General features: G+C 67.1%; 24 protein-coding genes. 16 read left to right on the top strand and 8 right to left on the bottom strand.

Annotated elements, in window-relative coordinates:
- The first annotated feature begins 3 nt into the window (after positions 1–3).
- The 5 genes from gspF to AB4Z27_RS23545 all read left to right on the top strand — a co-directional run bounded on the left by gspF (position 4) and on the right by AB4Z27_RS23545 (position 3445).
- A complete protein-coding gene (gene gspF, locus AB4Z27_RS23565) occupies positions 4–1221 on the top strand; it encodes a type II secretion system inner membrane protein GspF (protein ID WP_092300069.1) in 1218 nt (405 codons plus the stop codon).
- A gap of 89 nt (positions 1222–1310) precedes the next feature.
- The gene (locus AB4Z27_RS23560) at positions 1311–1769 is read left to right on the top strand and encodes a DUF2778 domain-containing protein (RefSeq protein ID WP_441645388.1); all 459 of its coding nucleotides are present in this window, start codon (positions 1311–1313) and stop codon (positions 1767–1769) included.
- A gap of 437 nt (positions 1770–2206) precedes the next feature.
- Complete coding sequence (locus AB4Z27_RS23555; protein WP_144201992.1) at positions 2207–2491, top strand: hypothetical protein; 285 nt, start codon at positions 2207–2209, stop codon at positions 2489–2491.
- A 214-nt stretch (positions 2492–2705) separates the two neighbouring features.
- The gene (locus AB4Z27_RS23550) at positions 2706–3164 is read left to right on the top strand and encodes a DUF2778 domain-containing protein (RefSeq protein WP_092300082.1); all 459 of its coding nucleotides are present in this window, start codon (positions 2706–2708) and stop codon (positions 3162–3164) included.
- Positions 3161–3445 carry a hypothetical protein gene (locus AB4Z27_RS23545; RefSeq protein ID WP_092300085.1) on the top strand — a complete coding sequence of 95 codons (285 nt, stop codon included), beginning with the start codon at positions 3161–3163 and terminating at the stop codon, positions 3443–3445. Before AB4Z27_RS23550 ends, AB4Z27_RS23545 begins: the two co-directional genes overlap by 4 nt.
- Positions 3446–3469: 24 nt before the next feature.
- Here the strand turns inward: AB4Z27_RS23545 and AB4Z27_RS23540 are convergent, their stop codons facing one another.
- A complete protein-coding gene (locus AB4Z27_RS23540; protein ID WP_441645387.1) occupies positions 3470–4834 on the bottom strand; it encodes an NYN domain-containing protein in 1365 nt (454 codons plus the stop codon).
- Positions 4835–5113: 279 nt separating this feature from the next.
- Here AB4Z27_RS23540 and AB4Z27_RS23535 point away from each other — a divergent pair, with 279 nt between their 5' ends.
- Together AB4Z27_RS23535 and AB4Z27_RS23530 are read left to right on the top strand one after the other, a co-directional pair.
- Complete coding sequence (locus AB4Z27_RS23535) at positions 5114–8707, top strand: indolepyruvate ferredoxin oxidoreductase family protein (protein ID WP_441645386.1); 3594 nt, start codon at positions 5114–5116, stop codon at positions 8705–8707.
- A gap of 227 nt (positions 8708–8934) precedes the next feature.
- Positions 8935–10446 carry a LamG-like jellyroll fold domain-containing protein gene (locus AB4Z27_RS23530; RefSeq protein WP_441645385.1) on the top strand — a complete coding sequence of 504 codons (1512 nt, stop codon included), beginning with the start codon at positions 8935–8937 and terminating at the stop codon, positions 10444–10446.
- On the opposite strand, the gene AB4Z27_RS23525 is transcribed toward AB4Z27_RS23530, so the two are convergent.
- The 5 genes from AB4Z27_RS23525 to AB4Z27_RS23505 all read right to left on the bottom strand — a co-directional run bounded on the left by AB4Z27_RS23525 (position 10439) and on the right by AB4Z27_RS23505 (position 15300).
- Positions 10439–11251: a carbohydrate ABC transporter permease gene (locus AB4Z27_RS23525; protein ID WP_092300097.1), complete on the bottom strand. Its 813-nt coding sequence runs from the start codon at positions 11249–11251 to the stop codon at positions 10439–10441. The two genes, AB4Z27_RS23530 and AB4Z27_RS23525, sit on opposite strands and share 8 nt — an antisense overlap.
- Positions 11248–12132, bottom strand: a complete 885-nt coding sequence (locus tag AB4Z27_RS23520) for a carbohydrate ABC transporter permease (RefSeq protein WP_441645384.1) — start codon at positions 12130–12132, stop codon at positions 11248–11250. Before AB4Z27_RS23520 ends, AB4Z27_RS23525 begins: the two co-directional genes overlap by 4 nt.
- A 36-nt stretch (positions 12133–12168) precedes the next feature.
- Positions 12169–13452, bottom strand: a complete 1284-nt coding sequence (locus AB4Z27_RS23515) for an ABC transporter substrate-binding protein (protein ID WP_092300100.1) — start codon at positions 13450–13452, stop codon at positions 12169–12171.
- A 63-nt stretch (positions 13453–13515) separates the two neighbouring features.
- Entirely contained in the window at positions 13516–14496 is a 981-nt protein-coding gene (locus tag AB4Z27_RS23510; protein WP_092300103.1) for an ABC transporter ATP-binding protein, read from the bottom strand.
- Positions 14497–14529: 33 nt separating this feature from the next.
- Positions 14530–15300 (bottom strand): DeoR/GlpR family DNA-binding transcription regulator, encoded by a 771-nt coding sequence (locus AB4Z27_RS23505; RefSeq protein WP_092300106.1) that lies wholly within the window; start codon positions 15298–15300, stop codon positions 14530–14532.
- A 115-nt stretch (positions 15301–15415) separates the two neighbouring features.
- On the opposite strand from AB4Z27_RS23505, the gene AB4Z27_RS23500 reads away from it, so the two are divergent.
- The 5 genes from AB4Z27_RS23500 (at position 15416) to AB4Z27_RS23480 (ending at position 19149) form a co-directional block, all read left to right on the top strand.
- Positions 15416–15835, top strand: coding sequence for a GNAT family acetyltransferase (locus AB4Z27_RS23500; RefSeq protein ID WP_092300109.1), 420 nt, complete (start codon positions 15416–15418; stop codon positions 15833–15835).
- Between the two features lie 30 nt (positions 15836–15865).
- Complete coding sequence (locus AB4Z27_RS23495) at positions 15866–16216, top strand: GFA family protein (RefSeq protein ID WP_092300112.1); 351 nt, start codon at positions 15866–15868, stop codon at positions 16214–16216.
- Positions 16217–16232: 16 nt separating this feature from the next.
- Complete coding sequence (locus AB4Z27_RS23490; protein WP_441645383.1) at positions 16233–16658, top strand: VOC family protein; 426 nt, start codon at positions 16233–16235, stop codon at positions 16656–16658.
- A gap of 101 nt (positions 16659–16759) precedes the next feature.
- Positions 16760–18001, top strand: a complete 1242-nt coding sequence (locus AB4Z27_RS23485) for an MFS transporter (protein ID WP_441645382.1) — start codon at positions 16760–16762, stop codon at positions 17999–18001.
- Complete coding sequence (locus AB4Z27_RS23480; protein ID WP_255370961.1) at positions 17998–19149, top strand: MFS transporter; 1152 nt, start codon at positions 17998–18000, stop codon at positions 19147–19149. Before AB4Z27_RS23485 ends, AB4Z27_RS23480 begins: the two co-directional genes overlap by 4 nt.
- A gap of 12 nt (positions 19150–19161) precedes the next feature.
- Here the strand turns inward: AB4Z27_RS23480 and AB4Z27_RS23475 are convergent, their stop codons facing one another.
- On the bottom strand, positions 19162–20046 hold the full coding sequence (locus AB4Z27_RS23475) for a dioxygenase family protein (protein WP_441645381.1): 885 nt from the start codon (positions 20044–20046) through the stop codon (positions 19162–19164).
- Positions 20047–20360: 314 nt separating this feature from the next.
- On the opposite strand from AB4Z27_RS23475, the gene AB4Z27_RS23470 reads away from it, so the two are divergent.
- The 4 genes from AB4Z27_RS23470 (at position 20361) to AB4Z27_RS23455 (ending at position 23834) form a co-directional block, all read left to right on the top strand.
- Positions 20361–20636 (top strand): hypothetical protein, encoded by a 276-nt coding sequence (locus AB4Z27_RS23470; protein ID WP_369823533.1) that lies wholly within the window; start codon positions 20361–20363, stop codon positions 20634–20636.
- 47 nt (positions 20637–20683) lie between these two features.
- Positions 20684–21994: an MFS transporter gene (locus AB4Z27_RS23465; protein WP_441645380.1), complete on the top strand. Its 1311-nt coding sequence runs from the start codon at positions 20684–20686 to the stop codon at positions 21992–21994.
- Positions 21995–22169: 175 nt separating this feature from the next.
- Positions 22170–22796 carry a DNA-3-methyladenine glycosylase I gene (locus tag AB4Z27_RS23460; protein ID WP_092300128.1) on the top strand — a complete coding sequence of 209 codons (627 nt, stop codon included), beginning with the start codon at positions 22170–22172 and terminating at the stop codon, positions 22794–22796.
- 408 nt (positions 22797–23204) lie between these two features.
- A complete protein-coding gene (locus AB4Z27_RS23455; RefSeq protein ID WP_092300131.1) occupies positions 23205–23834 on the top strand; it encodes a LysE family translocator in 630 nt (209 codons plus the stop codon).
- Here AB4Z27_RS23455 and AB4Z27_RS23450 read toward each other — a convergent pair.
- The coding region (locus tag AB4Z27_RS23450; RefSeq protein WP_441645379.1) for a cation diffusion facilitator family transporter at positions 23736–24647 on the bottom strand (912 nt) is incomplete at its 5' end. The two genes, AB4Z27_RS23455 and AB4Z27_RS23450, sit on opposite strands and share 99 nt — an antisense overlap.

Raw genomic sequence — 24647 nt, 5'->3', positions numbered from 1 at the left:
CGCATGCCCGCCTATCGCTACGAAGCCGCCGACGCCACCGGCCGCGCCGACCGCGGCGTCATCGAGGCCGACAGCCCCAAGCAGGCGCGCACGCAACTGCGCGCGCGCGGGCTGACGCCGATCACCGTCGATCCGCTGGCCGGCGCCGGGCTGGCGCCGCGCACCGGCAGCAGCGTCCTGGTGCGCCGGCTCTCCACGCAGGAGCAGGCGCTGTTCACGCGCCAGCTCGCCAGCCTGATCGTCTCCGGCCTGCCGCTCGACGAGGCGCTGGGCGCGCTGGCCGATCAGGCCGAGCGCCAGTACCTGCACGAACTGCTRGCCGGCATCCGCGCCGAGGTGATGGGCGGCAGCTCGCTCTCCGTGGCGCTGGCCCAGCATCCGAAAGACTTCCCCGATATCTACCGCGCGCTGGTCTCGGCCGGCGAGCACTCCGGCCACCTCGGCGTGGTGCTGGAACGGCTGGCGACCTATATCGAGACGCGCAACCAGCTCACCTCGAAGATCCGGCTGGCCTTCACCTACCCCGCCATCGTCACGGTGGTGGCRTTCGCCATCGTGATCTTCCTGCTGTCGTATGTGGTGCCGCAGGTGGTGAGCGTGTTCGCCAACACCAAGCAGAAGTTGCCGACGCTGACCATYGTCATGCTGGCGCTGTCGGATTTCGTACGGAACTGGTGGTGGGCGGCGCTGGCYGTGATCGCGGTGGCCACGCTGGTCATCCGCAGCGTGCTGCGCCAGCCGGACGTCCGCCTGGCCTGGCACCGCTGGCTGYTGACCGCCCCGCTGTTGGGCAAGCTGATCCGGGGCTACAACACGGCGCGCTTCGCCAGCACGCTGGCCATCCTGGTCTCTGCCGGCGTGCCGATCCTGCGCAGCCTGCAGGCCGCCGGCGAAACGCTGACCAACCTCGCGCTGAAAACCAACGTCGACGACGCCACCACCCGCGTGCGCGAAGGCGCCTCGCTGGCCCGCGCGCTGGCCGCGCAGAACCAGTTCCCGCCGGTGCTGGTCCACCTGATCCGCTCCGGCGAAGCCACCGGCAACCTGCCGATCATGCTGGAACGCGCCGCCATCGGCGAAAGCCAGGAACTGGAACGCCGCACGCTGTTCCTGACCAGCCTGCTGGAACCGCTGCTGATTCTGACGATGGGCGTGGTGGTGCTGCTGATCGTGCTGGCGGTGCTGATGCCGATTATCGAGATCAATCAGCTGGTGCGCTGAGTTTCGAACTCGTACGATGGTCGCGGCAAGGCCCCAGGCGTAGCCTCCTTCGTGCTCTCACGGTTGAGAGACTTCGGTGGAGAACGACCATGCTCGAATGCACCTTTGAACTGAATGGCAAGGCAATGAGTGCGCTGCGCTGCGGCGCTCTGGCTTTTCCAGCGTTTTCAGGCCTGGCGACGCACGTAAATCGCCCGGAATTCATGTGCACCTTGGACTCGGGGCCAATTCCACGCGGCACCTATTTCATTATTGACAGGCAATCGGGAGGCCTGCTTGGTCCGATCAGGGATGCTTGGAGCGGGAAAGGCGACTGGTTTGCCCTGTACGCAATAGACCGCAAGATCGACGACTACACCTACTGCAACGCCGTGAAGCGGGGAAACTTCCGGCTTCATCCCAAGGGCGACCTCGGAATCAGCAAAGGCTGCATCACGATAGACAATCCAATGGATTTCCACCGGCTGCGGGGGCTGCTGAAGGGACAGAAGCTAAGTCCCATTCCGGGAACCAAACATTTGGCATATGGAAAGGTGGTCGTCAAATGACAAGGTTCGCGCGCTATCTTCTACTGATACTTTGGGTGCTCATCGCGACTTTGGGCCTGACTTACCTCTGGATCCACGAGCTTGGGCGCTATGTCCATTTGCCCGATACCTTTTGGGTATGGGTATTCGCCCATACGCCTGGGTTCTGGGACGGTGAATCRGCTTACGATCTCGCCATTTTGATTTACCTCGGCATCTCGTTCGTGGTGGTCGCTATCGGGACGTGGGCGGCTTGCCGCCTTGCACGGTTCCGGTCCCTGCGTCGATCCAACACATCACTGCGCCGACATTAGACGGCCGGTAAGCGCTCATCGTGCTGGCGGTGCTGATGCCGATTATCGAGATCAATCAGCTGGTGCGCTGAGTTTCGAACTCGTACGATGGTCGCGGCGATACGGAGTCGCTAGCCTCGTGGGCTCTACTGCCTGCGAGGTGAAATGACTACGCTTATCCGCTACCTGCTGCTCGGCCTGTGGACCATCGTGGGGACGCTCGGCCTGACCTACGTGTGGTTCCACTGGGTCTCGTTCCTCATCCCATTTCCGGAAGCTTTCTGGGTCTGGATGTTCACCCAGTTCCCTGAGTTCGGGGACTGTGAATCGTCCCACGACCTCGTCATGCTGATCCACCTCGGGCTGTCGTTCGGGGTGGTGGTCATCGGAACCTGGCTGACCCGCAGATGGGTGCTGGCCCGGCGCCGGCGCATGGCCGGACTTCGTTGATGCGCCTGCCCTCTCCCTCGGTCCCTCTCCCACGGGGAGAGGGAAGCACCCCGAAGGCATAGCCACGGCTGGCGGTTAGCTCCCCGCGCCCGCCTGCTCAAGCGCGCAGCCCTCTGATGCGCTGAGTTTCGAACTCGTATGATGTTCGCGGCAAGGCCCCAGGCGTAGCCTCCTTCGTGCTCTCACGGTTGAGAGACTTCGATGGAGAACGACCATGCTCGAATGCACCTTTGAACTGAATGGCAAGGAAATGAGTGCGCTGCGCTGCGGCGCTCTGGCTTTTCCAGCGTTTTCWGGCCTGGATCACCATAAGAATCGACCCGAATTTTCCTGCTATGCAAGTACAGGTCCGATTCCCCGCGGAACCTACTACGTCGTTGATCGGCAATCCGGAGGCATGCTCGGGTCGATCAGAGATTCGCTTCGGAACAAGAACGAATGGTTCGCTCTCTATGCTGTTGACGGCAAGATAGATGACGAAGCCTTCTGCACCGCCATACGGCGCGGCGAATTCCGCCTCCATCCGAAGGGCGGCCAAGGCATCAGCAAAGGGTGCATTACCGTCGAGAGCCACATGGGCTACCACCACCTCCGCTCGCTCCTCAAAGCCCAGCGACAACACCCCGTGCCGGGGACGACGCTCAAGGCGTATGGCAGGGTGATCGTCAGATGAAGACCTTGGCTCGGTGGCTATTGTTGGCCGTGTGGACGGTTTTTGCCACGCTCGCGCTAACCTTCGTTTGGCTGCGTTGGCTTGCGGCCATCTTCCCATTCCCGGAGTCGTTCTGGTTCTGGATATTCACCCATGTCCCGGGATTCTGGGACGGCGAAGCTGGCGACGATCTGGAACTCCTGGTCCACCTCGCCTTGTCATTCGTGGCGGTGGTGATCGGAACCTGGCTGGCGCGCAGGTGGATGCTGGACCGGCGTGGGCGAGCGGCCCGGCTTCGTTAAGCCGGCCGCCCTCCCCTCACTACCTTACTCCGCTGCCTTCTTCACCGCCTTCTTGGCCGGCGCGCGCTTGCGCGGGGCGGCTTTCTTTGCGGGAGCTTTCTTGTCGGCGGGCTTCGGGGCTTCCTCGGCGGGGGCCGGGGCGGGCTCGGTGGGTTCCTCGACAACCTGGGCGGACAGCACCGTCGTGCCCGGGGCGGCGAAGACTGACTGGTCGATTGGCCACGGGGTGTCGCTCAGGGCGACTTCGGGACGCTTGGCGCGCTTGCCGCGTGACGAAGCCGGGGGTTCCACGGCTTCCGGGATCAGGGTCGAGGCGGAGCCGGCCGGTTCGTCCTCGGAGGCCGCCGAGAAGACCGGGGCCGGCTCGGGGATGGCGTCGATTTCGACCACTGGCGCGGGCGTTTCCACCGGCGGCACGGCCTGGGCCACCGTGGTGGCCGGCAGCGGCGGCGGCGACGGGCGGCGCTCCTGCTGGTTCGACTGGTTTTGCTGCGGGCGCTGCTGCTGGCCGGACTGGCCGGACTGGCCGGACTGACCCGACTGTTGCCCAGACTGCTGGCCCGATTGCTGGCCACCCTGTTGCCCACCCTGCTGGCCCGACTGCTGCCCCGGCTGGCCGCCCTCCCCCTTGGCGCGCTTTTTCAGCCGCACCCAGATGGTCTTGTTGTTCCCGCCGTTGCGCGTTTCCACCTCGAACAGGTTGGTCGATGCCACGAGTTCGGACAGCTTGCCGTACCCATAGTTACGCGAGTCGAATTCCGGCGCCTGCTTGGCGATGTGGTTGCCCATGCCGCCCAGCGTCGACCAGCCGTCCTCGTCGGACACCGCCTGCGCGGCGCTTTGCAGCAGGCGCACCAGCCGCGAGTCCTGCCGCAGCTCCTGGGTGTTGCGGCGGCGTGCCGGGGCCACGGCGCCCTCGGCTTCCACGTCGGTATCGGTGTCCGCGCGCAGCACATCGGAATAGATGAACTTGTCGCAGGCCGTCACGAACGGCTTGGGGGTCTTGCGCTCGCCGAAGCCGTAGACGATCAGCCCCTGCTCGCGGATGCGCGACGCCAGCCGCGTGAAGTCGCTGTCACTGGAGACGATGCAGAACCCGTCGAAGCGGCCCGTGTAGAGCAGGTCCATCGCGTCGATGATCATCGCGCTGTCCGTGGCGTTCTTGCCCACGGTGTAGCGGAACTGCTGGATCGGCTGGATCGAGTGCGACAGCAGTCGCTCCTTCCATCCGGCCAGGTTGGGCTTGGTCCAGTCGCCGTAGATSCGCTTCACGGCGGCCACGCCGTACTTGGCCACTTCGGCCAGCAGGCCTTCCACGATGGCGGGCGCCGCGTTGTCGGCGTCRATCAGCACAGCCAGGGTCGCGCCCTGGCGAGGGGAATTTGTCATGTGTCGATAGGGGGTTGCGGTGCAGCCGGCGCCGCCCGGAGCGGGCGGTCGGGGCCGCCTGGATGCAACGCAGTGTACACGCTGAAAGCCCGTGCCTACGGGAAATCACGGGGGTAGCTGGCCCGGTTTATGCTGCATAGCAAGGTACCGCGCGCGCAACGCGGGTGCTACCATGCCGCGCAGAGACACGGCCTTCCCACGCCTCCACAAGAGGCCCCGGAAGGTTGCCCACAACTGATGTGTCGGTGATCCCGACAGCATGCCCATAGAGGAGCACTTATGAATGCCCCCCTGACCCCGCCGGTCAGCGACGCCATTCGTCGCGCGCTAGAGAACGTTTCCCTCGAAGACAAGTACACGCTGGAACGCGGCCGCATCTATATCAGCGGCACGCAGGCGTTGGTACGGCTGCCGATGCTGCAGCAGGAACGGGATCGCGCCGCGGGTCTGAACACTGCCGGTTTCATCTCCGGCTATCGCGGGTCGCCGCTCGGCGCGCTCGACCAGTCGCTCTGGAAAGCCAAGAAGCATCTTGCAGCGCACAACGTCGTCTTCCAGGCTGGCCTGAACGAAGATCTCGCCGCCACCTCGGTCTGGGGCTCCCAGCAGGTCAACATGTATCCGGATGCCAAGTTCGATGGCGTATTCGGCATGTGGTACGGCAAGGGCCCGGGCGTGGACCGCACCGGCGAYGTCTTCAAGCACGCCAACTCCGCCGGCTCCAGCCAGCACGGCGGCGTGCTGGTGCTGGCCGGTGACGACCATTCGGCCAAGTCCTCCACGCTGGCGCACCAGTCCGAGCACATCTTCAAGGCCTGCGGCCTGCCCGTGCTYTAYCCGTCCAACGTCCAGGAATACCTCGACTACGGCCTGCACGGCTGGGCGATGAGCCGCTACTCCGGCCTCTGGGTGGCCATGAAGTGCGTGACCGACGTGGTGGAATCGTCGGCCTCGGTCGAACTCGATCCGCACCGCGTGGAGATCGTGCTGCCCGATGACTTCATCCTGCCGCAGGGCGGCCTGAACATCCGGTGGCCCGATCCGCCGCTGGAACAGGAAGCGCGCCTGCTCGACTACAAGTGGTACGCCGGCCTGGCCTATGTGCGGGCCAACAAGATCGACCGGATCGAGATCGACTCGCCGCACGCGCGTTTCGGCATCATGACCGCCGGCAAGGCCTACCTCGACACCCGCCAGGCGCTGTCCGACCTCGGCCTCGATAACGAGACCTGCGCGCGCCTGGGCATCCGCCTCTACAAGGTGGGCTGCGTATGGCCGCTGGAGGCGCACGGCGCGCGCAAGTTCGCCGAGGGGCTGCAGGAGATCCTCGTCGTCGAGGAAAAGCGCCAGATCATGGAATACGCGCTCAAGGAGGAGCTGTACAACTGGCGCGACGACGTGCGCCCCAAGGTGTACGGCAAGTTCGACGAGCGCGACAACGCGGGCGGCGAATGGTCGATCCCGCAGAACAACTGGCTGCTGCCGGCCCACTACGAGCTGTCGCCGGCGATCATCGCCAAGGCTATCGCCACGCGGCTGGAAAAGTTCGACCTGCCGTCCGATGTGCGCGCCCGCATCGCCGCCCGTCTGGCGGTCATCGAGGCCAAGGAGCGCGCGCTGGCCACGCCGCGCGTGACCGCCGAGCGCAAACCGTGGTTCTGCTCCGGTTGTCCGCACAATACGTCAACCAACGTGCCCGAGGGTTCGCGCGCGCTGGCCGGCATCGGCTGCCACTACATGACCGTGTGGATGGACCGCAGCACCAGCACCTTCAGCCAGATGGGCGGCGAAGGCGTGGCCTGGATCGGCCAGGCGCCGTTCGCGGGCGACAAGCACGTGTTCGCCAACCTCGGCGACGGCACCTACTTCCACTCGGGGCTGCTGGCCATCCGCGCGTCGATCGCGGCGGGGGTCAACATCACCTACAAGATCCTCTACAACGACGCCGTGGCGATGACCGGCGGCCAGCCCGTCGACGGCGAGCTCTCGGTGCGCGACATCGCCTACCAGGTCTCCGCCGAAGGCGCGAAGCAGATCGTCATCGTCACGGACGAGCCCGAGAAGTACAACGGCGCGATCAAGCTGCCCGAGGGGCTCACCGTCCAYCATCGGGACGAGCTGGATCGCATCCAGCGTGAACTCCGCGAAGTGCCGGGCTGCACCATCCTGATCTACGACCAAACCTGCGCCACCGAGAAGCGTCGGCGCCGCAAGCGCGGCACCTTCCCCGATCCGGCCCGCCGCGCCTTCATCAACGACGCGGTGTGCGAAGGCTGCGGCGACTGCTCGGTCAAGTCGAACTGCCTGTCGGTGGAGCCGCTCGAGACCGAGCTGGGCACCAAACGCCAGATCAACCAGTCGTCGTGCAACAAGGACTTCTCGTGCCTGAACGGCTTCTGCCCGTCCTTCGTGACGGCCGAAGGCGCGCAGGTGCGCAAGCCCCGGGAGCGGGGATTGTCGATGGACAGCCTGCCGGTGCTGCCCCAGCCGACGCTGCCATCGCTCGACCACCCGTTCGGCGTGCTGGTCACGGGCGTGGGCGGCACCGGCGTGGTGACGATTGGCGGCCTGCTCGGCATGGCCGCGCACCTCGAGAACAAGGGCGTGACGGTGCTGGACATGGCCGGACTGGCGCAGAAGGGCGGCGCGGTGCTGTCCCACGTGCAGATTGCCGCCAAGCCCGATGACCTCCATGCCACGCGCATCGCCATGGGCGAGGCGGATCTGGTCATCGGCTGCGATGCCATCGTCTCGGCCAACGACGAAGTGATCTCGAAGACGCAGGCGGGCCGCACCCGCGCGGTGGTCAACACCGCGCAGACGCCGACCGCCGACTTCATCAAGAATCCGAAGTGGCAGTTCCCAGGCCTGTCGGCGGAGCAGGACATCCGCACCGCCGTGGGCGAGCAGTGCGAGTTCATCAACGCCAGTGCGCTGGCCGTGGCGCTGATCGGCGATGCCATCTACACCAACCCGCTGGTGCTCGGCTTTGCCTGGCAGAAGGGCTGGATTCCGCTGACGCTGGAGGCGCTGGAGCGCGCCATCGAACTGAACGGCGTGTCGGTGGACAAGAACAAGGCCGCGTTCGACTGGGGCCGCCACATGGCGCACGACCCGGCGCAGGTGCTGGGGCTGACCGGCAAGCTCAAGCCGGCCATGGACGGGGCGGACGTGGTGAAGCTGCCGACGTCTTCGGGCACGCTGCTGGAGAAGCTGATCGCGAGCCGCGTGGACCTGCTGACCCAGTACCAGAACGCCGCCTATGCCGCCGAGTACCGCGACGCCGTGCAACGCGTGCGCGCGGCCGAAACGGCCATGGTGGGCGCCGGCAAGCCGCTGCCGCTGACCGAGGCCGCCGCGCGCAACCTGGCCAAGCTGATGGCGTACAAGGACGAGTAYGARGTGGCGCGGCTCTACACCGACCCGGTGTTCCTCGACAAACTGCGCGCCCAGTTCGAAGGCGAGCCCGGCCGCGACTACCAGCTCAACTTCTGGCTCGCGCCGCCGCTGATGGCCAAGCGCGACGACAAGGGGCATCTGGTCAAGCGCCGCTTCGGCCCGTCCACGATGACGCTGTTCCGCCTGCTGGCCAGGCTGAAGGGGCTGCGCGGTGGTGCGCTCGATATCTTCGGCAAGACCGAGGAACGGCGCACCGAGCGCGCGCTGATCGGCGAATACCGGGCGCTGCTGGACACACTGGCGCAAGGCTTGTCCGCCGCGAACCACGACACCGCGATTGCGCTGGCGAACCTGCCGGACGATATCCGCGGTTTCGGGCACGTGAAGGAGAACAATCTCAACGCGGTGCGCGGCCGGTGGGCCAAGCTGCTGGCGCAGTTCAAGCATCCGGAGGCGGGGCAGCAAGCCGCCTGATCGCGCKGAGGTAAGCAGGGGCAGGTGTCGGCAATCGCTGGCACCTGCCCTTTTTTTCGTCTATCAATGTTCAAGTGAATCTTGGCGACTTGCGTATCGCCACCGCAACAGCGTCACGGCGCTGACACGGTCAGCCGGAACAATCCGCATTGCCGCCGCCCAGCCGGGCATCACGCGGCACTTTTCGCAGTTCCAATCGCCGTTTCCACCTTCAAAGCGAGGTTCGCATGCCGTCCACTACGCTGGTGTTTCGACGTTTCATTCGCGCATGTTCCGGGCTGTTGCTCGCGGCCGTGTTCTCGCCGGCGTTCGCSGGCTACTGGACCGGCGTGTCCCGCAGCCTGCCGGTCTCGCCGCTCGGCAACACGGTCGCGCTGTCCTGCCATAACTGCTACGGCGCCAGCAATGCCGCCACGACCACGCAAGTGTCGATGGCGCTGAACCGGGGGCTCGACCTCGTGGAGTTCGACCTGACCCTGCACGCCGATGGCCAGGTCTATGTCGAGCACAGCGACTCGGAGTCCGCCGTGGGCACCTTCGCCAGCGCGCTGGCCAATACCGCGCTGCAGCAGAGCGACCGCATGCTGTTCCTCGAAATCAAGGAGGGCTACTCGACGGCCGCCGCCAGCGACACGCTGATGCTCGGCGTGCTGCGCGCGATCCGCGACTGGGGCTACGCCACGGCGGGCCGGCCGGTCATGCTGCGCGCGTTTATGGACGGCAATAACCGCCACCAGCATCTGGTGCGCGCCCAGGCGCTGCTGGCACAGTCGGAATTCGCGAGCATCCGCGACCATGTGCGCTTCCATGCCCTGATCGAGAGCGATATCCGCAACCGCATGCGCACGGCCAAGAGCCTGGGCTTCCAGGGCGTGGAACTCGAATACCGGATGGCGAGCCTGTTCGGCGCGATCGATCAGGCCAAGCTGCTCGGCCTCGGCGTGGGCGTCTACACCACGCCGGCCCGCCTGGGCGAACTGTACCTGTCGGCGCTGCGCGAGGACGTGGATTTCATCACCTCGGACTACGACCGGGGCGCCACGCCGCTGGCTACCTCGGCGCGGGCGCTGATCACCGAAGCCACGTCGCTGGTGCACATGAACACGCTCACCCAGACCGCCTACCCGCTGACCTACAAGCGCACCGGCCCGACGAACTACGCGGTGGCCCAGAGCGGCACCACGCCGACGCTGGAAGTGCTGTCGGTCACGTCCGATGAGGACCGCGTGGGCGGSAGCATGGTGTTTGCCGGCGCGCAGTCGGTCACGACCTGGCAGGCCGACAACGACACCAACGGCGGCTTCCTGGTCAGCGCGGTGGTCAACTTCGACGACCTGACCTCGGGCGCCACCGCCGCGATCCTTGCCAAGAGCGACGCGGGCGGCTTCGCGCTGGAGCAGGCGGGCACGCTGCTGCGCTTCGGCGTCTACGTCAACGGCGGCTACCAGTACGCCACCGTGCCGCTGTCCTCGCTCAATGGCACGGATTCKTACTTCATCGTCGGCGCCTATGACGGCGACGGCGCGGTGCGGCTCTGGGTCAACAACGTCGAGCGCACCCCGTCGGTCTCGGTGACGGGCGGCGTGGGTCTGAACACCAGCCCGATCGTGATCGGCGCCGACCCGCAGGGCGCCACGGACCGCCGCTACTTCTTCAAGGGTGATGGTGCAGCGCTGGCGCAACCACTGATCGCGCCCGGGCCCCGCCTCGCGCGGGGCCTGTTTTGCCGGGCTACTTGATGCCGGCGTTCATGAACGACTGCATGAACTGGCGCTGGAACAGCAGGAAGGCGACCAGCAGCGGGCCAATCGACAGCAGCGTGCCGGCGGACAGCACGCCCCAGTCCACACCGGTCTCGGGCGCCGCGAACAGCGCCATGCCCACSGTCACCGGGCGGCTCGCCTCGGTGTTGGTAATCACCAGCGGCCACAGGAAGTTGTTCCAGTGATAGCTGATGGACACCAGCGCATAGGCCAGGTAGGTGGGCCGGGCCAGCGGCACGTAGACCTTGAGCAGGATCGCCAGCCGSCCCAGSCCCTCGATGCGCGCCGCGTCCTCCAGCTCCTGCGGCACCATCATGAAGGTCTGGCGCAGCAGGAAGATGCCGAACGCGCTACCGATGTAGGGCAGCGCCACGCCGAGGTAGTGATCCACCTGCCCGAGCCGCGCCACACTGACGTAGTTTTCGGTAATCAGCACCTCCGGCATCACCATCAGCTGGAGCATGACGATGGCGAACACCAGCCCCCGGCCCGGGAAGCGCAGCCGCGCCAGCGCATAGCCAGCCAGCGTGCACACCAGCAGCTGGAGCACCAGCAGCAGCGTGACRATGCAGAACGTGTTGACGAGGTARCGCGCGAACGGCGCCACGCGCCACGCGGCGGGGAAGTTGCCGAAGCCCCAGCGGGTGTCGAAGGACAGGCGCAGCGCATCGCCATCGGGGTGGAAGGCTGCCCAGAACATCAGCAGCAACGGGGCGATCCACAGCAGGCCGGCCAGCCAGCCGGCCACGGGAAGCAACAACCGGGGAGGAGCGATCGTCATCGGTAATGGACCCGCTTGCGGGAGAACCAGAACTGGAGCGCCGAGCACAGGGCCAGCAGCGCCAGCAGCACCAGCGTCAGCGCCGAGGCGTACGAGATGTCCTGGAACTTGAACGCCACTTCATAGAGGTAGTAGAGCAGCAGCGTGCTGGCGTTGTTCGGGCCGCCGCGCGTGAGCACGAACAGGTGATCGACCAGCTTGAACGCGTTGATCAGCGCGTTGACGACCACGAACAGCGTGGTCGGCGCCAGCAGCGGCAGGGTGACCCGCCGTAGCCGGTACCAGGCGGACGGCGCCTCGATGCGCGCCGCGTCGCGCTGTTCGGGTGAGATCGACTGAAGCGCGGCGAGGTAGAAGATCATGAAGAAGCCCGCCTCCTTCCAGATGGTGATGACCATCAGCGCGGGCAGCACGGTCTCCACATCGCCCAGCCAGTTGCGGCCGGCGATGCCGGCGGCGCCGAGCAGCTGGTTGAACAGGCCGATGTCGGGCGCGTAGAAGAACAGCCAGACGTTGGCGGCGGCCACCATCGGCAGGATGGTCGGCGTGAAGAAGGCCAGCCGCAGCAGGCCGCGGCCCGCGAAGCGCTCRTTGACCCAGAGCGCCATCGCCAGCGCCAGCATTACCGAGACCGGCACCGTGACCAGCGCGTACCAGAAGTTGTTGCGCAGCGCCTGCAGGAACACCGGGTCGTCCAGCAGCGCGGCGAACTGGTCCGCGCCGCTGAACATCGGATCGACGCCGGGCGCCTGCGTGTGCAGGCTCTCCCAGACGCTGCCCGCGATGGGCCAGTAGGTGAACGCCGCCAGCAGCACCAGCGCCGGCAGCAACATCAGCCACGCATGGACGGCCGGCCTGGAGACGAAGGATCGGGAAGTCATGGCGTGGCGGATGTCGTTCACGGTGGGCCCGCCGCGTCAGCGCTGGTACGGCTTCAGGATGCGGTCAGCCTGCGCCTGGGCGCCGGCCAGCGCGGCCTTCGGCTCCTGCTGGCCGGTGATGGCCGACTGGAGCGAGTCCTCGAGCACCTTGCGCACGCGGCCCGCCTGGTGCGTCGACAGTTCCGCCGTCGCCACCTGGAGCTGGTCACGCGCGACCAGCGTCTGCGGCACCTTGGCAGCGTAGCTCTTGAGCGTCGGCGTCTCGTAGCTGGCCGGGCTCACGCCCATGTAGCCGGTGGCCACGCTCCATTCGGCCGAACGTTCCGGCGCCGTCAGGAATCGCACCAGACGGTAGGCGGCCTTCTGCTCGGCTTCGCTGCCGCTCTTGAACAGGTAGAAGTTGCCGCCGCCGGTGGGCGAGCCACCCGTCGGGTTGCCCGGCAGCGGGGCCACGCCCACGTCGAACTTGGCATCCTTGAGCACGGCGGTCAGGTTGCCCGTGGAGTGCCACATCATCGCCGTCTTGCCCTCGACAAAGTTTTGGCGCAGCGTGCCCCATTCGATCAGGCCCTTCGGGCTCAGGCCGTCCTTGGCCAGCGAGGTCCAGTACTGGAGCGCCTCCACGGTCTTGGGCGTGTCGAAGGTGGTGTGCGAGCCGGCGGCGTTCATCAGCGTGGCGCCGTTCTGCTTGGCCAGCGCGCCGAACATCCAGTAGGCGTAGCCCGTCGACGGAATCATCACGCCCCAGCGCGACGTGGCGCCRCCGTCCTGCTTCACCAGCTTGGCAGCAGCCTCGCGCATCTCGGTCCAGGTACGCGGCGGCTTGTTCGGATCCAGGCCGGCCTGCTTGAAGGCGTCCTTGTTGTAGAACATGACGATGGTCGAGCGCTGGAACGGGATGCCCCAGGTCTTGCCGTCGGCGCGGCCGTTGTCCATCAGGCCCGGGTAGAAGCTCTGGAGCCACGCCTTGTCTTCCGGCGTGGTGGCGAAGTCGTCGAACGGSCGRATCACGTTCTGGTCCTTCAGTTCGAACAGGTCGATCGAGAACAGCACCGAGGTCTGCACCGGCGTGCCGGCCTTGAGGGCGGCCAGCGCCTTGGTGCGGGCGTCGTCGTAGTTGCCGGCGTAGATGGCGTTGACCTTGACGTCCGGGTTGGCCTGCTGGAACTGGTCGACCAGCTTGTCTACCACCTGCGTCAGCGGGCCGCCGACCGAGACCGGGTAGTACATGGTCACCTGCGTCTGTGCCGCCGCGCCGAGCGCGGCCATCGAGAGAACGGCGCCCAGCGCGAGGGCGAGGCCACGGGATTTGAACGACATGAAGGCTCCTGGTGAAGGACGAATCAAAACATCGGGAAAGTCATGGGGATGGAGGGARGCCCCTCACGCGGCAAACCGGTGGGCGCGTGCGGCCGGCCATTCCAGCGCCAGCCGGCTGCCGGTCTGCAGCGCAAGCCGGCCCGGATGGCGCACCAGCACGGGCTGCTCGTAGACCTGCACCTCGATCAGCGTGTCTGCGCCGTGATATTCGCTGCGCGCGACGACGCCATCGTGAATATCCGTGCCGGCRGTGCCCGTCGCCGCCAGCGCGATGTGTTCGGGACGAATGCCCACCAGCCCGTCCAGCCCCGGCACGCGCAGCAAATTCATCGGCGGCTGGCCGATAAAGCGCGCCACGACCGGCGTGGCTGGCTGCTCGTAGAGCTGTTCGGGCGTGCCGACCTGGGCGATCTCGCCCTGATGCATCAGCACGATGCGGTCGGCCATGCTCATGGCTTCCACCTGGTCGTGGGTGACGTAGATCACCGTCAGCCCGAGCGCGCGCTGRAGCTTGCGCAGYTCGGCGCGCATCTCGGCACGTAGCTGGGCGTCAAGGTTGCTGAGCGGCTCGTCCATCAGGCAGACCGGATGATGCGAGACGATGGCGCGTGCCAGCGCCACGCGCTGCCGCTGCCCGCCCGAGAGTTCACCCGGCTTGCGCGCGAGGAGCTTGTCCAGCCCGAGCATGTCGGCGGCCTGCTTGAGCCGCGCCGCCTGCTCCTCGCGCGGCAGCTTGCGCGCGCGCAGGCCGAAGACGATGTTCTCGCCCACGCTCARGTGCGGAAACAGCGCGTACGACTGGAACACCATGCTCAGGTGGCGCGCGGCGGGGTCCACGTCGGTCACGTCCGCGCCATCGAACCAGATCCGCCCGCCGCTCGGCCGGTCCARTCCGGCAATCAGCCGCAGCAGCGTGGTCTTGCCGCAGCCCGAGGCGCCGAGCAGCGCGATGAACTCGCCACGCGCCACGTCGAGGTCGATGCCGCGGAGCACGTGTTGCTCGCCGAAGCGCTGCTGCAGGTTGTCGAGTCGCAGGTAGGCCATGGGTTCTTATCAGCGTATGGGTCGTCGATTGCGTCAGCAGATATGAAGCGAGACACCCGCGCGTTCGCACAGCGCGGGCAGGTCCGCGCCAGCGTCGGTGCGGGCTTCCTCATCGGTGAAGAAATGGTCGATCTGGGCGAGCGTGGCCACGCGGCAGGGCGCGTCGCGCAGGAACTTGCTGCTGTCGGCCAGCACCGCGCGGACGTGGCTGTTGGCGAACAGCACCTGGGTGAACTCCGCCTCGTCCGGGTGGAACTCGAACAGGCTGCCGTCGGCATCCACCGCGCCCGCGCCGCAGATCGACAGATGCGCGCGAAAGCGGCGGATGAAGTCGAGCGTGGCGCTGCCCATCACGTCGCGGTCACCGGGACGCAGCCGGCCGCCGGCCACCCAGGTCTCGATGGCGGGCTTCTCGGCCAGCGCGTGCACGGCGTCCAGATTGTTGGTGACCACGCGCAGCGGCCGGTCGGCCGGCAACGCGCGCGCGAACTCGGCCACCGTGGTGCCGTAGCCGAGGAACAGCGTGGCGTTGTCCGGCACGAGTGCGATGGCCGCATGGGCGATGCGCCGCTTGCGTTCGATCTGCGCCGTGCTGCGCTGCAAAAAACTGAGGTTGCGCTGGCCCGCCGGCAGGCTCAGCCCGCCATGCAGCCGCCGCACCAGGCCCTGTTCGCTCAGGTCGTTGATGTCACGCCGGATCGTCTGCGTGCTGACCTGGAAGCGATCGGCAAGCTGGTCGGTGCTGAGTTCGCTGGCATCGCGCAGCCAGTCGAGGATTTCACGTTGTCGCGGAGTTAGGCTCATTCGATCATGTTAGATGTTCGAATGAAAATTTAAACCGGAAGTGTGTCGGGTAGATGACTGTCGCTTTCGGTACACTGGGGTTCACCCTGTCTTCCCCTGTTCTCTACTTCCGCTCATGCAGATCCGCCCCTACCGCCCCGCCGACGAATCCACCGTGGTTGCCCTGTGGCAAGCCTGCGGCCTGACCCGCCCCTGGAACGATCCCCACCGCGACATCGCGCGCAAGCTGACCGAGCAGCCCGAGCTGTTCCTCGTCGGCGAGGTCGATGCCCACGTGGTGGCCACGGCGATGATCGGCTTCGACGGGCATCGCGGCTGGGTCTACTACCTCGCCGTCGCGCCCGCCTGCCAGGGGCGCGGCTATGGGCGTATGCTGATGGCGCGCGCCGAGGCGCTGCTGATCGAGCGCGGCTGCCCCAAGATCAACCTGCAGGTGCGCGAAGGCAACGACGCCGTGATGGCGTTCTACGCGAAGCTCGGCTATGGCCGGGATGCKGCCGTCAGCCTGGGCAAGCGGCTGATTCCGGACCAGTGATCGGGCGGAAGACCCCGACAAGGAGACCCCATGACCACGTATCAAGGAAGCTGCCACTGCGGCCGCGTCGCCTTCGAGGCGGATGGCGAGATCACGCAGGTGCTGCAGTGCAACTGCACCATCTGCCGCCGGCGCGGGCATCTGCTCTGGTTCGTGCCCAAGGCGCAGTTCCGGCTCAAGACGCCGGACGAGCACGCCACCACCTACCGCTTCAACACGATGAAGATCGCGCATCGCTTCTGCCCGGTCTGCGGCTGCGGCCCTTACGCCGAGGCGACCGACCCGAAGGGCAATCCCACCGCCGCCGTGAACGTGCGCTGTGTGGATAACGTCGATCTGGGCAGCCTCAAGGTCATCGAGTACGACGGCCTCCACGCCTGATCCTGGCTGACCGCCCATGCTCCGCATCGCCGGCATCGACCACCTCGTACTGCGCACCGCCAACGTGCCGCGCCTCGTGCGGTTCTATATCGATGTGCTCGGCTGCACCCTGGAGCTTGAGCAGACCGCCATCGGCCTGACGCAGCTCCGCGCCGGCAACGGGCTGATCGACCTCGTTTCGCTGGACGGCCCGATCGGCCGTGCCGGCGGCGCGGGACCGGGGGCAGAGGGCCGCAACCTCGACCATTTCTGCCTGCGTATCGATCCGTTCGATGCGGAGGCGATATTTGAGCATCTGCGCATTCATYACGTYGATACCGGGCCGGTCGAACAGCGCTACGGGGCCGAAGGCACCGGTCCGTCGATCTATGTGAAGGACCCGGACGGCAACACCGTCGAACTGAAAGGCCCGCCCAACCTGCCCGGCGATGGCAGTCCCTGAGCAAGTGCACTGACGTAGGCATTCGCCCGTCACGCCGATACAATTCCCGCTTCATCCATCGCATCGCCACCGGCGCGCCCCCGCCCTGCGCCGGGCGCGCCATGACCACCATCGACGCCCCCGCCGTACCCACCGCTGCGCCCCCGCCCCGTCATATCGTCTGGACGCTCGGCCTGACCGAGATCATCAGCTGGGGCACGCTCTATTTCACGTTCACGGTCTTCATCGACCCGATGCACCAGTCGCTGGGCCTCGGCAAGCCGTTCCTGGCCGGCGGGTTCTCGCTCGGGCTGCTGGTCTGGGCGCTGTGCTCGTTCGCCGTGGGCCGGCTGCTGGACCGCGTGCCGGCGCGCAACGTGATGGGATGCGGCTCCGTGCTGGCGGCCATCGGCCTGTTGCTGTGGGCGTGGTCGCCCTCGCCGACGATGTTCCTGCTGATGTGGATTCCGCTCGGGCTGGCCATGGCGTCCACGCTCTATGAACCCGCCTTCGTGGTGCTGCGSCAGGCGTATGGCGATGGCTACCAGAAGCCGATCGTCCACGTGACGCTGCTGGCCGGCTTCGCCAGCACGATCTTTATCCCGCTCGGCCAGTGGCTGGTACTGCACCTGGGCTGGCGCGGCACGCTGGTGATCTTCGCCGCGCTGAACCTGTTCGTCTGCGCGCCCCTGCATGCGCGGCTGCGCTACACGGCGCATGCCACCTACGCGTCCGCGCAGGCTGGCGGGCCACTTGCCGGCGCCGGCGGGCCCGGCATCGCGCGGCTGACGCTGCGCCAGCCCGTGTTCTGGGCCGTGGTGCTGGCCTTCACGGCGACGGCCGTAGTCGCCTCGCTGCTCGGCGCGCACCTGATCCCGATGCTGACCGAGAAGGGCATGCCGGTGGGACAGCAGCTCATCGTGGCGGCGCTGATCGGCCCCGCGCAGGTGGCCGGCCGGCTGGCCATGGCGCGCCTGCCGATCCACCACCCGGTGCGGCTGTCGATGCCTGTCTACTGCCTGATGGGTGCCGGGCTGCTCTGCTTCGCGCTCGGCCACGGCTACTGGCTGATGCTGGCCGCCGTGCTCTATGGCTGCGCCAATGGCGTCAACACCATGCTGCGCGCGATGGCCATGCCCGAGCTGATCTCCCGCCACCACTACGCCACGCTGAACGGGCTGATGATGACGCCGGTCCTGATCATGCAGGCCGCCGCGCCGTGGTTCGGCGCGCTGCTGTGGCGCGCCGCCGGCGGTTACTGGCTGATGCTGTGGGTGATGGTGGCGCTGGCCGTGGGCGCGCTGCTGGCGTTCGGCTTCGCCCTGCACAAGCGCGGGCTGCTGCGCCCGGAGGCCGCCGCATGAGCGATGTCTCCCGCGCCACGCGCGGCACCATGGCGCTGTTCTTCGTCAACGGCGCCACCTTCGCCACCTGGGGCGTCCACATCCCGACCATCAAGGCGCGCTTCGGGCTATCGGACGCCATGCTCTCCTTCGCCATGCTGGCCGTGGCCGGCGGCGCCATCCTGGCGATGGGCCCGGTCGGCCGCTGGGTGGCGCGGCTGGGCAGCGGGCGGGCCTCGATGCTGGGCGGCGTGGCGTTCGCGCTCTGCACGCTCGGCATCCTCGCCATGCCTGCCTTCACGCTGCTGCTGCCGATGCTGCTCCTCTTCGGCATGGCCAACGCCGCGTTCGACGTGTCGATGAACGCGCAGGCCGCCACGGTGGAGGCCAGCCGCCCCCGGCCCGTGATGTCGGCCCTGCACGGCATGTTCAGCCTCGGCGGCATGGCCGGGGCGGCATTCGGCGGACTGATGCTGACGCTGGGCGTGCCGCCGCTGGCCCATGCGGCGATGATCGCGGCCATGACGGCGCTGACCGCCGTGGGCGTTGCGGGCGGGCTGCTGGCCGATCATCCGGCCATGCCGACGACCGACCATCACCATCGCGCGCACGCTTCCCGCGCGCTCTGGCTGCTTGGGCTGATGGCGTTCCTCGGGCTGGTCGGCGAAGGGGCGATGTACGACTGGACGGCGGTCTATATGCGCGATGTGGCGGAAGCCCCGCTCGGCTGGATCAGCTTTGGCTACGCCACGTTCTCGGGCGGCATGGCCTGTGGGCGCTTTGGCGGCGACCTGCTGCGCGCGCGCTTTGGCGATGCCCGCACGCTGACCGGCAGCGCCTGGCTCGGCTTTGCCGGCATCGCGCTGGCCATCGCGGCGCCGTGGCCGGTGCCGACGCTCATCGGCTTCAGCCTGATGGGGCTGGGCGCGGCCAATATGGTGCCGATCTTCTTCGTGGCGGCGTCGCGCCTGCCCGGCGTGACCGCTGCCGAGGGCATCGCGCGCGTGGCGCGCTTCGCCTATGTGGGATTGCTGCTGGGGCCGGTGCTGATCGGCGGGGTGGCGCACCTGGCCAACCTGCGCTTCGGGCTGGCCGTGGTGGCGGTGACGATGGGGGTGATCGCGCTATTCGGGGCGCGCGCCGCGCGGCGGTATCTCACGCCGCGCTAGCCCGAAGGAAGATCAGGCGGCCTGCCGAGCGGGGGCGCTGCCCGCGCCCTGCCCCTCGAACACGAAGGTGTCCATGGCAAGCACGCCATAGGTGACCTCGTCCGCGATGCGGTCCACCTGGGCCTGCCCATCGGCCTTGGATGCCGGGCCGAGCGCCGCGCCCAGCGCCACGAAGAACGGCAGCAGGTGTTCGTCGGTCGGGTGCGCGCGGCGGGCGAATGGCGCGTTGTCCCGATAGCCGGCAATCCGGCTGGTATCGCCGGTGGCCAGCGCCTCGTCCAGCGCGTCTTTCATCCAATCGCGGAATGCGTCGACATAGGGCTCGGTCTCCGGGCCATGCTGGGCCTTGCGCCCGCCGCCGAACACTTCCTGCAGGTTATGCGTGAAGCTGCCCGAGCCGATCACGATCACGCCTTCATCGCGCAACGGTGCCAGCGCACGGCCGATTTCGATCTGCGTGGCGGGGCTCAGGTACGGGTTCAGCGCAAGCTGCAGGACCGGCAGGTCGGCGTCCGGGAAAAAGTGACGCATCGGCATCCAGGCGCCGTGGTCGAGCGGACGATCGGCGCCCTCGGCCACGTAGCAGACGCCCKCCACGCCGGCGGCTTCGACCAGCACCTTGACCCGGGCCGCCACGTCCGGGGCGCCGGGGGCGTCGTAGCGGAGCGCGTACAACTCGCGCGGAAAGCCGCCGAAGTCGTGCCACGCCTCCTGGCGCGTGCGCGTGCCGACGACCAGCGTGCTGTAGATCCAGTGTGCCGAGATCACCAGCACCGCCTTGGGCTGGCGCGCGCGCAGGCGTTCGCCCAGCGCATCGAATGCGGCGCCCGTGGGGCCGGGGTCGATCGCCAGCATCGGCGATCCGTGTGACACGTAAATGGCGGGAAGCGTGCTCATGGCCTTCAATCCTTTTGTCCAACTGCATGAAGTTTGGCAACAATGGCCGCCCCCGGCGYACCCSGATTGCGGATACCTCGTGCAAATTTTCTGAACATGGGACCGTGCGCGTCACACCCGCCTCGCCACCGCGTTGGATAGCGCACACAGGCCGACAGCGTAGGCCCGCGCCTGACGGCAGGCATATGGCGATTGGGCCTATGATGGCGAAAAGCCTGCGATCCCCGGATCGCCTCCCCAAGCTGCCTCGGACCGGCCCACCGGCGAACATCGTGTTCAAGCCCCACGCTCCCCTTCACGCCCTGCCCCACGCGCTGTGGTGGCAGCCGGGCGTCTATGGCAGCGGGCCCGCCGTGGTGTTGTGGATCGTGGCGCGGCTGCCGGCGGACACCCTGGCCGCCGTCTTCGGCACGCCGCTGGCCCCCGCACTGTTCAACCACGCCGGCGACACCGTCTTCGTCACCGGCTGGATCGCCAGCGCGCTCTGGCTGTGGTTCACGCGCAAGAAACCGGCCCCGCCGGCGCAGAATGACGCCGTCACGGCGGTACCTGATCCCTCCCAACCGCACACGCAAACCCGGCAAATGTAAGGATTCGCTTAAGATGGCGGCTGTTTTCACCGTCATAGAAAAGTGTAATGTCCGTCACAGCTGCCACTGCCAATGACCTGTCCAAAGCCACCCGACGACGCGCGATCCTCGCCGCGACCATCGGCAACGGCCTGGAATGGTTCGATTTCACCGTCTACAGCTTCTTCGCGGTCATCATCGCCAAGCTGTTCTTCCCCACCGGCGACGACCTCACCTCGTTCCTGCTGACCGTAGCCACCTTCGGCGTGGGCTTCTTCATGCGGCCCGTGGGCGCCATCGTGCTCGGCGTCTACGCCGACCGTGTCGGCCGCAAGGCGGCGCTGACGCTGACCATCCTGCTGATGGCGCTCGGCACGGCCATCATCGGCCTGGCGCCCACTTACGACAGCATCGGCCTCTGGGCCCCGGCGCTGATCGTGGTGGCGCGGCTGATCCAGGGCTTCTCGGCCGGCGGCGAGGTCGGGGGCGCCACGGCGTTCCTGATCGAGCACGCACCGGACGAGGAGCGCGGCGCCTATGCCAGCTGGCAGCAGGCCAGCCAGGGCATCTCGTTCATGCTCGGCGCGGYGATGGGTGCGCTGGTGACCAATGGCCTGAGCCCGGAGCAGATCGATGCCTGGGGCTGGCGCATTCCGTTCCTGTTCGGGCTGCTGATCGGTCCCGTGGGCATGTACATCCGCTCGCATCTGGAAGAGCCGCCCGAGTTCGAGGCGCGCCAGGCCGAACGTCGCAAGAACAATGTGAAGTTCTCGCCGCTCTCGCAGGTGCTGCGCGACCATCCGCGCGAAGTACTGGCCGGCCTGGGCGTGACCATCCTCTGGACGGTCTGCACCTACGTGCTGGTGTTCTACATGCCGTCGTACGCCAAGCAGCAGCTCGGCCTGCCGCTGGGCGCGACGTTCCAGTCGACCGCGATCTGCGGCGCCATCATCCTGGTGCTGTGCCCGCTGATGGGCATGCTGTCCGACCGCGTCGGCCGCAAGCGCATGCTGACCGTGGTGGCGGTGGCCATCGGCGCGCTGGCCTACCCGCTGTTCCACTGGCTCAACGTGTCGCCGACCACGGCCACGCTGCTCCAGGTGCAGATCGTGCTGGGCATCCTGCTGGCCGCGTTCACCGGCCCGGCCCCGGCCGTGCTGGCCGAGCAGTTCCCGACCGAGGTGCGTTCCACCGGCCTCTCGCTGGCCTATAACTTCGCCGTGACGATCTTCGGCGGCTTCGCCCCCCTGATCGTGACGTGGCTGATCACGTCGACGCAAAACAAGCTTGCGCCGGCCTACTACGTGATTGCCGCCGCGATGATCAGCATCGTGGCGCTGGCGTTCATGCACGACCGCACGGGCAAGCGGCTCGCCTGAGCGCGCTGCAGGGTCGTAGAAAGTCAGAAGGCCAACCCTCGGRTTGGCCTTTTTTGTGTCCGCTTTTTGTGTCCGCTTTACATGTCCGATTCCGGCTTCCGCAAATCCGCAGGTGCGGGCATGATCCCAGCCAAAGCGCCAGCGCGCGCCGTCCACCCCATCAGGAGCTTCACGCATGACATCGACAGAGACCGCCTCACAGCCCCGGGTACGCTGCAGCTGGTGCGGGACGATCGAGGATTATTGCCACTACCACGACCACGAATGGGGTTTCCCGGTCGATAACGATCGGCGCCTGTTCGAGAAACTGTGCCTGGAGGGCTTCCAGTCCGGGCTGAGCTGGCTGACGATCCTGCGTAAACGTGAGAATTTTCGCAAGGCRTTCGCCAATTTCGAGATCGACAAGGTCGCCCGGTTTACGGAGCGCGACGTGGAGCGGCTGCTGGGCGACGCCGGCATCATCCGCCATCGGGGCAAGATCGAGGCCGCCATCCACAACGCCCAGCGCGCGCAGGATCTGCTGAAGACCGAACCCTCGCTGGCGGCCTATTTCTGGAAGTTCGAGCCGGACCCGAAGTCGCGGCCGAAGAAAGTCACGCCGGCCGTGCTGCGCGAGATGACGACGTCGCCGGAGTCCGTGGCGCTCTCGAAGGACCTGAAGAAGCGCGGCTGGAAGTTCGTCGGCCCGACCACGATGTATGCGCTGATGCAGGCCATGGGCCTGGTCAACGATCATTTCGAAGGCTGTGCGACCCGCGCCGAGGTGCTGAAGGCCCGCAAGGCCTTCAAGGTGCCGCGCTGATCCTCGCCGGAAGGCTGGCTGGAAGCCGATCCATCCACAGCGCTTTTCTGTTTCGGCAACGGTGCGTATACGTATACAGATATTGTTTACGTATACATAAATAGTAGTAGTAGGTAAACGTCGCCCCTGGCCGTTGATAAGCCGGTTTTTCCCTTTCCCGTCAGGGGCTTGGAAAAAAGACAACCCTAGGGGCGGCGCACCGCGTATACGTGGACAACCGCCTCGCGCCCGGTTTCATCCCCCGCCACGCCGCCGAGATATCCGTATACSGCCCACATGCGGCCCCCAGGCAGGCCACAGGCAATCCATGTGGTTGTCCCCAAGGCGTAGCGAAGATGTCCACAGGGCCCGTGCATGCGGGCAGGGATCGGGGCACACTGGCGGTTCGCTGCCGAAGGAGCCCCCGCGATGGATGCCACTACCCTCTTTCTCTACCTGATTGCGGTCGCCGCCGTGATGGTCACGCCCGGCCCGACCATGCTGCTCGCGCTGAGCAACGGCGCCACGCGGGGCATGCGGGTGGCCGCCTGCGGCATCGCCGGCGCGGCGCTGGCCGACCTGATCCTGATCGGCGCGGTCGGCTGCGGGCTGGGCGCCTTGCTGCTGGCGTCCGAGCAGTGGTTCACCATCATCAAGTGGATGGGCGCCGCCTACCTGCTCTACCTGGCGTGGGGGATGTGGCGCGCGCCAACGCAGGCGCTGGTGGCCACCTCCGGCGCGGCCTCGGCCAGCGGCCGGGCGGCGTTCTTCCGGGCGCTATTCGTGGCGCTCTCCAACCCCAAGACGCTGCTGTTTACCTCGGCCTTCGTGCCGCAGTTCGTCCACGCGGACAAGCCGGTGGCGCTGCAATACACGATCCTGGCGGTCATCGCCGCGCTGATGGACATCCTGATGATGTCGATCTACGCGTACGGCGGACGCCACGCCATGCGCACGCTGTCAGCGCGCGCCGTGCAGTGGATCAACCGGAGCTGCGCCGGCATGCTCGCCTTCCTGGCGGTCGGCCTGAGCCTCTACCGCCGCAGCGACCTGCGCTGACGAGGGGGCCGGGTCCGGGGCCGGCACCGGGTCCACGTGGGTCATCACGTTAAGGACATCGTCGCGCAGCATGGCGCGGCGGCGGGCCTCGGTAGCGATGGCGTGACCGCGCTCCACGGTCAGGTCGGCGCGGATCTCCAGGTGGACATCAACCAGCACCATATCCCCCATCTTGCGCGTCTTGAGGTCGTGCAGGCCGAGCACCCCGGGGGTGTCGAGCATGGCGGCGCGCAGGGCGGCCACCACGTCRTCATCGGCGGCGCGGTCCATCAGGTCGCTCAGGGCCGTCCAGCCGAACTGCAGCCCCATGCGCGCCACCACCAGCCCGACGACGATGGCCGCCACGGGGTCCAGGATGTGATAACCGAGCAGATTCCCGCCGATGCCGAGCGCCACCACCAGCGACGACGCCGCATCGGACCGCGCATGCCAGGCATTGGCCACCAGCATGCTCGAGCGCACGCGCTCCGCCACGCGGAGCATGTAGCGGAACAGCAGTTCCTTGAAGATCAGCGTGGCGATGGCCACCCATAGCGCAATCGCCTTCACCGGCTGCACTCYTTCGGGATGCTGGATCTTGCCGATGGCCGCCCAGAGCATGCCCACCCCCACCGCCAGCAGGATGGCCCCCAGCGCCAGCGACGCCGCGGTCTCGAAGCGCTGATGCCCGTACGGGTGATCGGTATCCGGATCCTTGCTGCCGTGATGCCCGGCGAACAACACGAGGAAATCCGAAACCAGATCGGAAAGGGAGTGAATGGCGTCCGCCACCAGCGCCTGGGAACCCGCCACCACGCCGATAAACCCCTGCGC

This window comes from Cupriavidus sp. KB_39, assembly GCF_052114485.1.
Taxonomy (GTDB): domain Bacteria; phylum Pseudomonadota; class Gammaproteobacteria; order Burkholderiales; family Burkholderiaceae; genus Cupriavidus.
Note: the sequence above shows the minus strand (reverse complement) of the source record. Positions and strands in the feature narration are given on the sequence as shown.

Coding starts and splice junctions, on each gene's coding strand:
- AB4Z27_RS23560 (WP_441645388.1), top strand. CDS start 1,311: ATGCTCGAATGCACCTTTGAACTGAATGGCAAGGCAATGAGTGCGCTG.
- AB4Z27_RS23555 (WP_144201992.1), top strand. CDS start 2,207: ATGACTACGCTTATCCGCTACCTGCTGCTCGGCCTGTGGACCATCGTG.
- AB4Z27_RS23545 (WP_092300085.1), top strand. CDS start 3,161: ATGAAGACCTTGGCTCGGTGGCTATTGTTGGCCGTGTGGACGGTTTTT.
- AB4Z27_RS23505 (WP_092300106.1), bottom strand. CDS start 15,300: ATGAGCCTAACTCCGCGACAACGTGAAATCCTCGACTGGCTGCGCGAT.
- AB4Z27_RS23495 (WP_092300112.1), top strand. CDS start 15,866: ATGACCACGTATCAAGGAAGCTGCCACTGCGGCCGCGTCGCCTTCGAG.
- AB4Z27_RS23480 (WP_255370961.1), top strand. CDS start 17,998: ATGAGCGATGTCTCCCGCGCCACGCGCGGCACCATGGCGCTGTTCTTC.
- AB4Z27_RS23455 (WP_092300131.1), top strand. CDS start 23,205: ATGGATGCCACTACCCTCTTTCTCTACCTGATTGCGGTCGCCGCCGTG.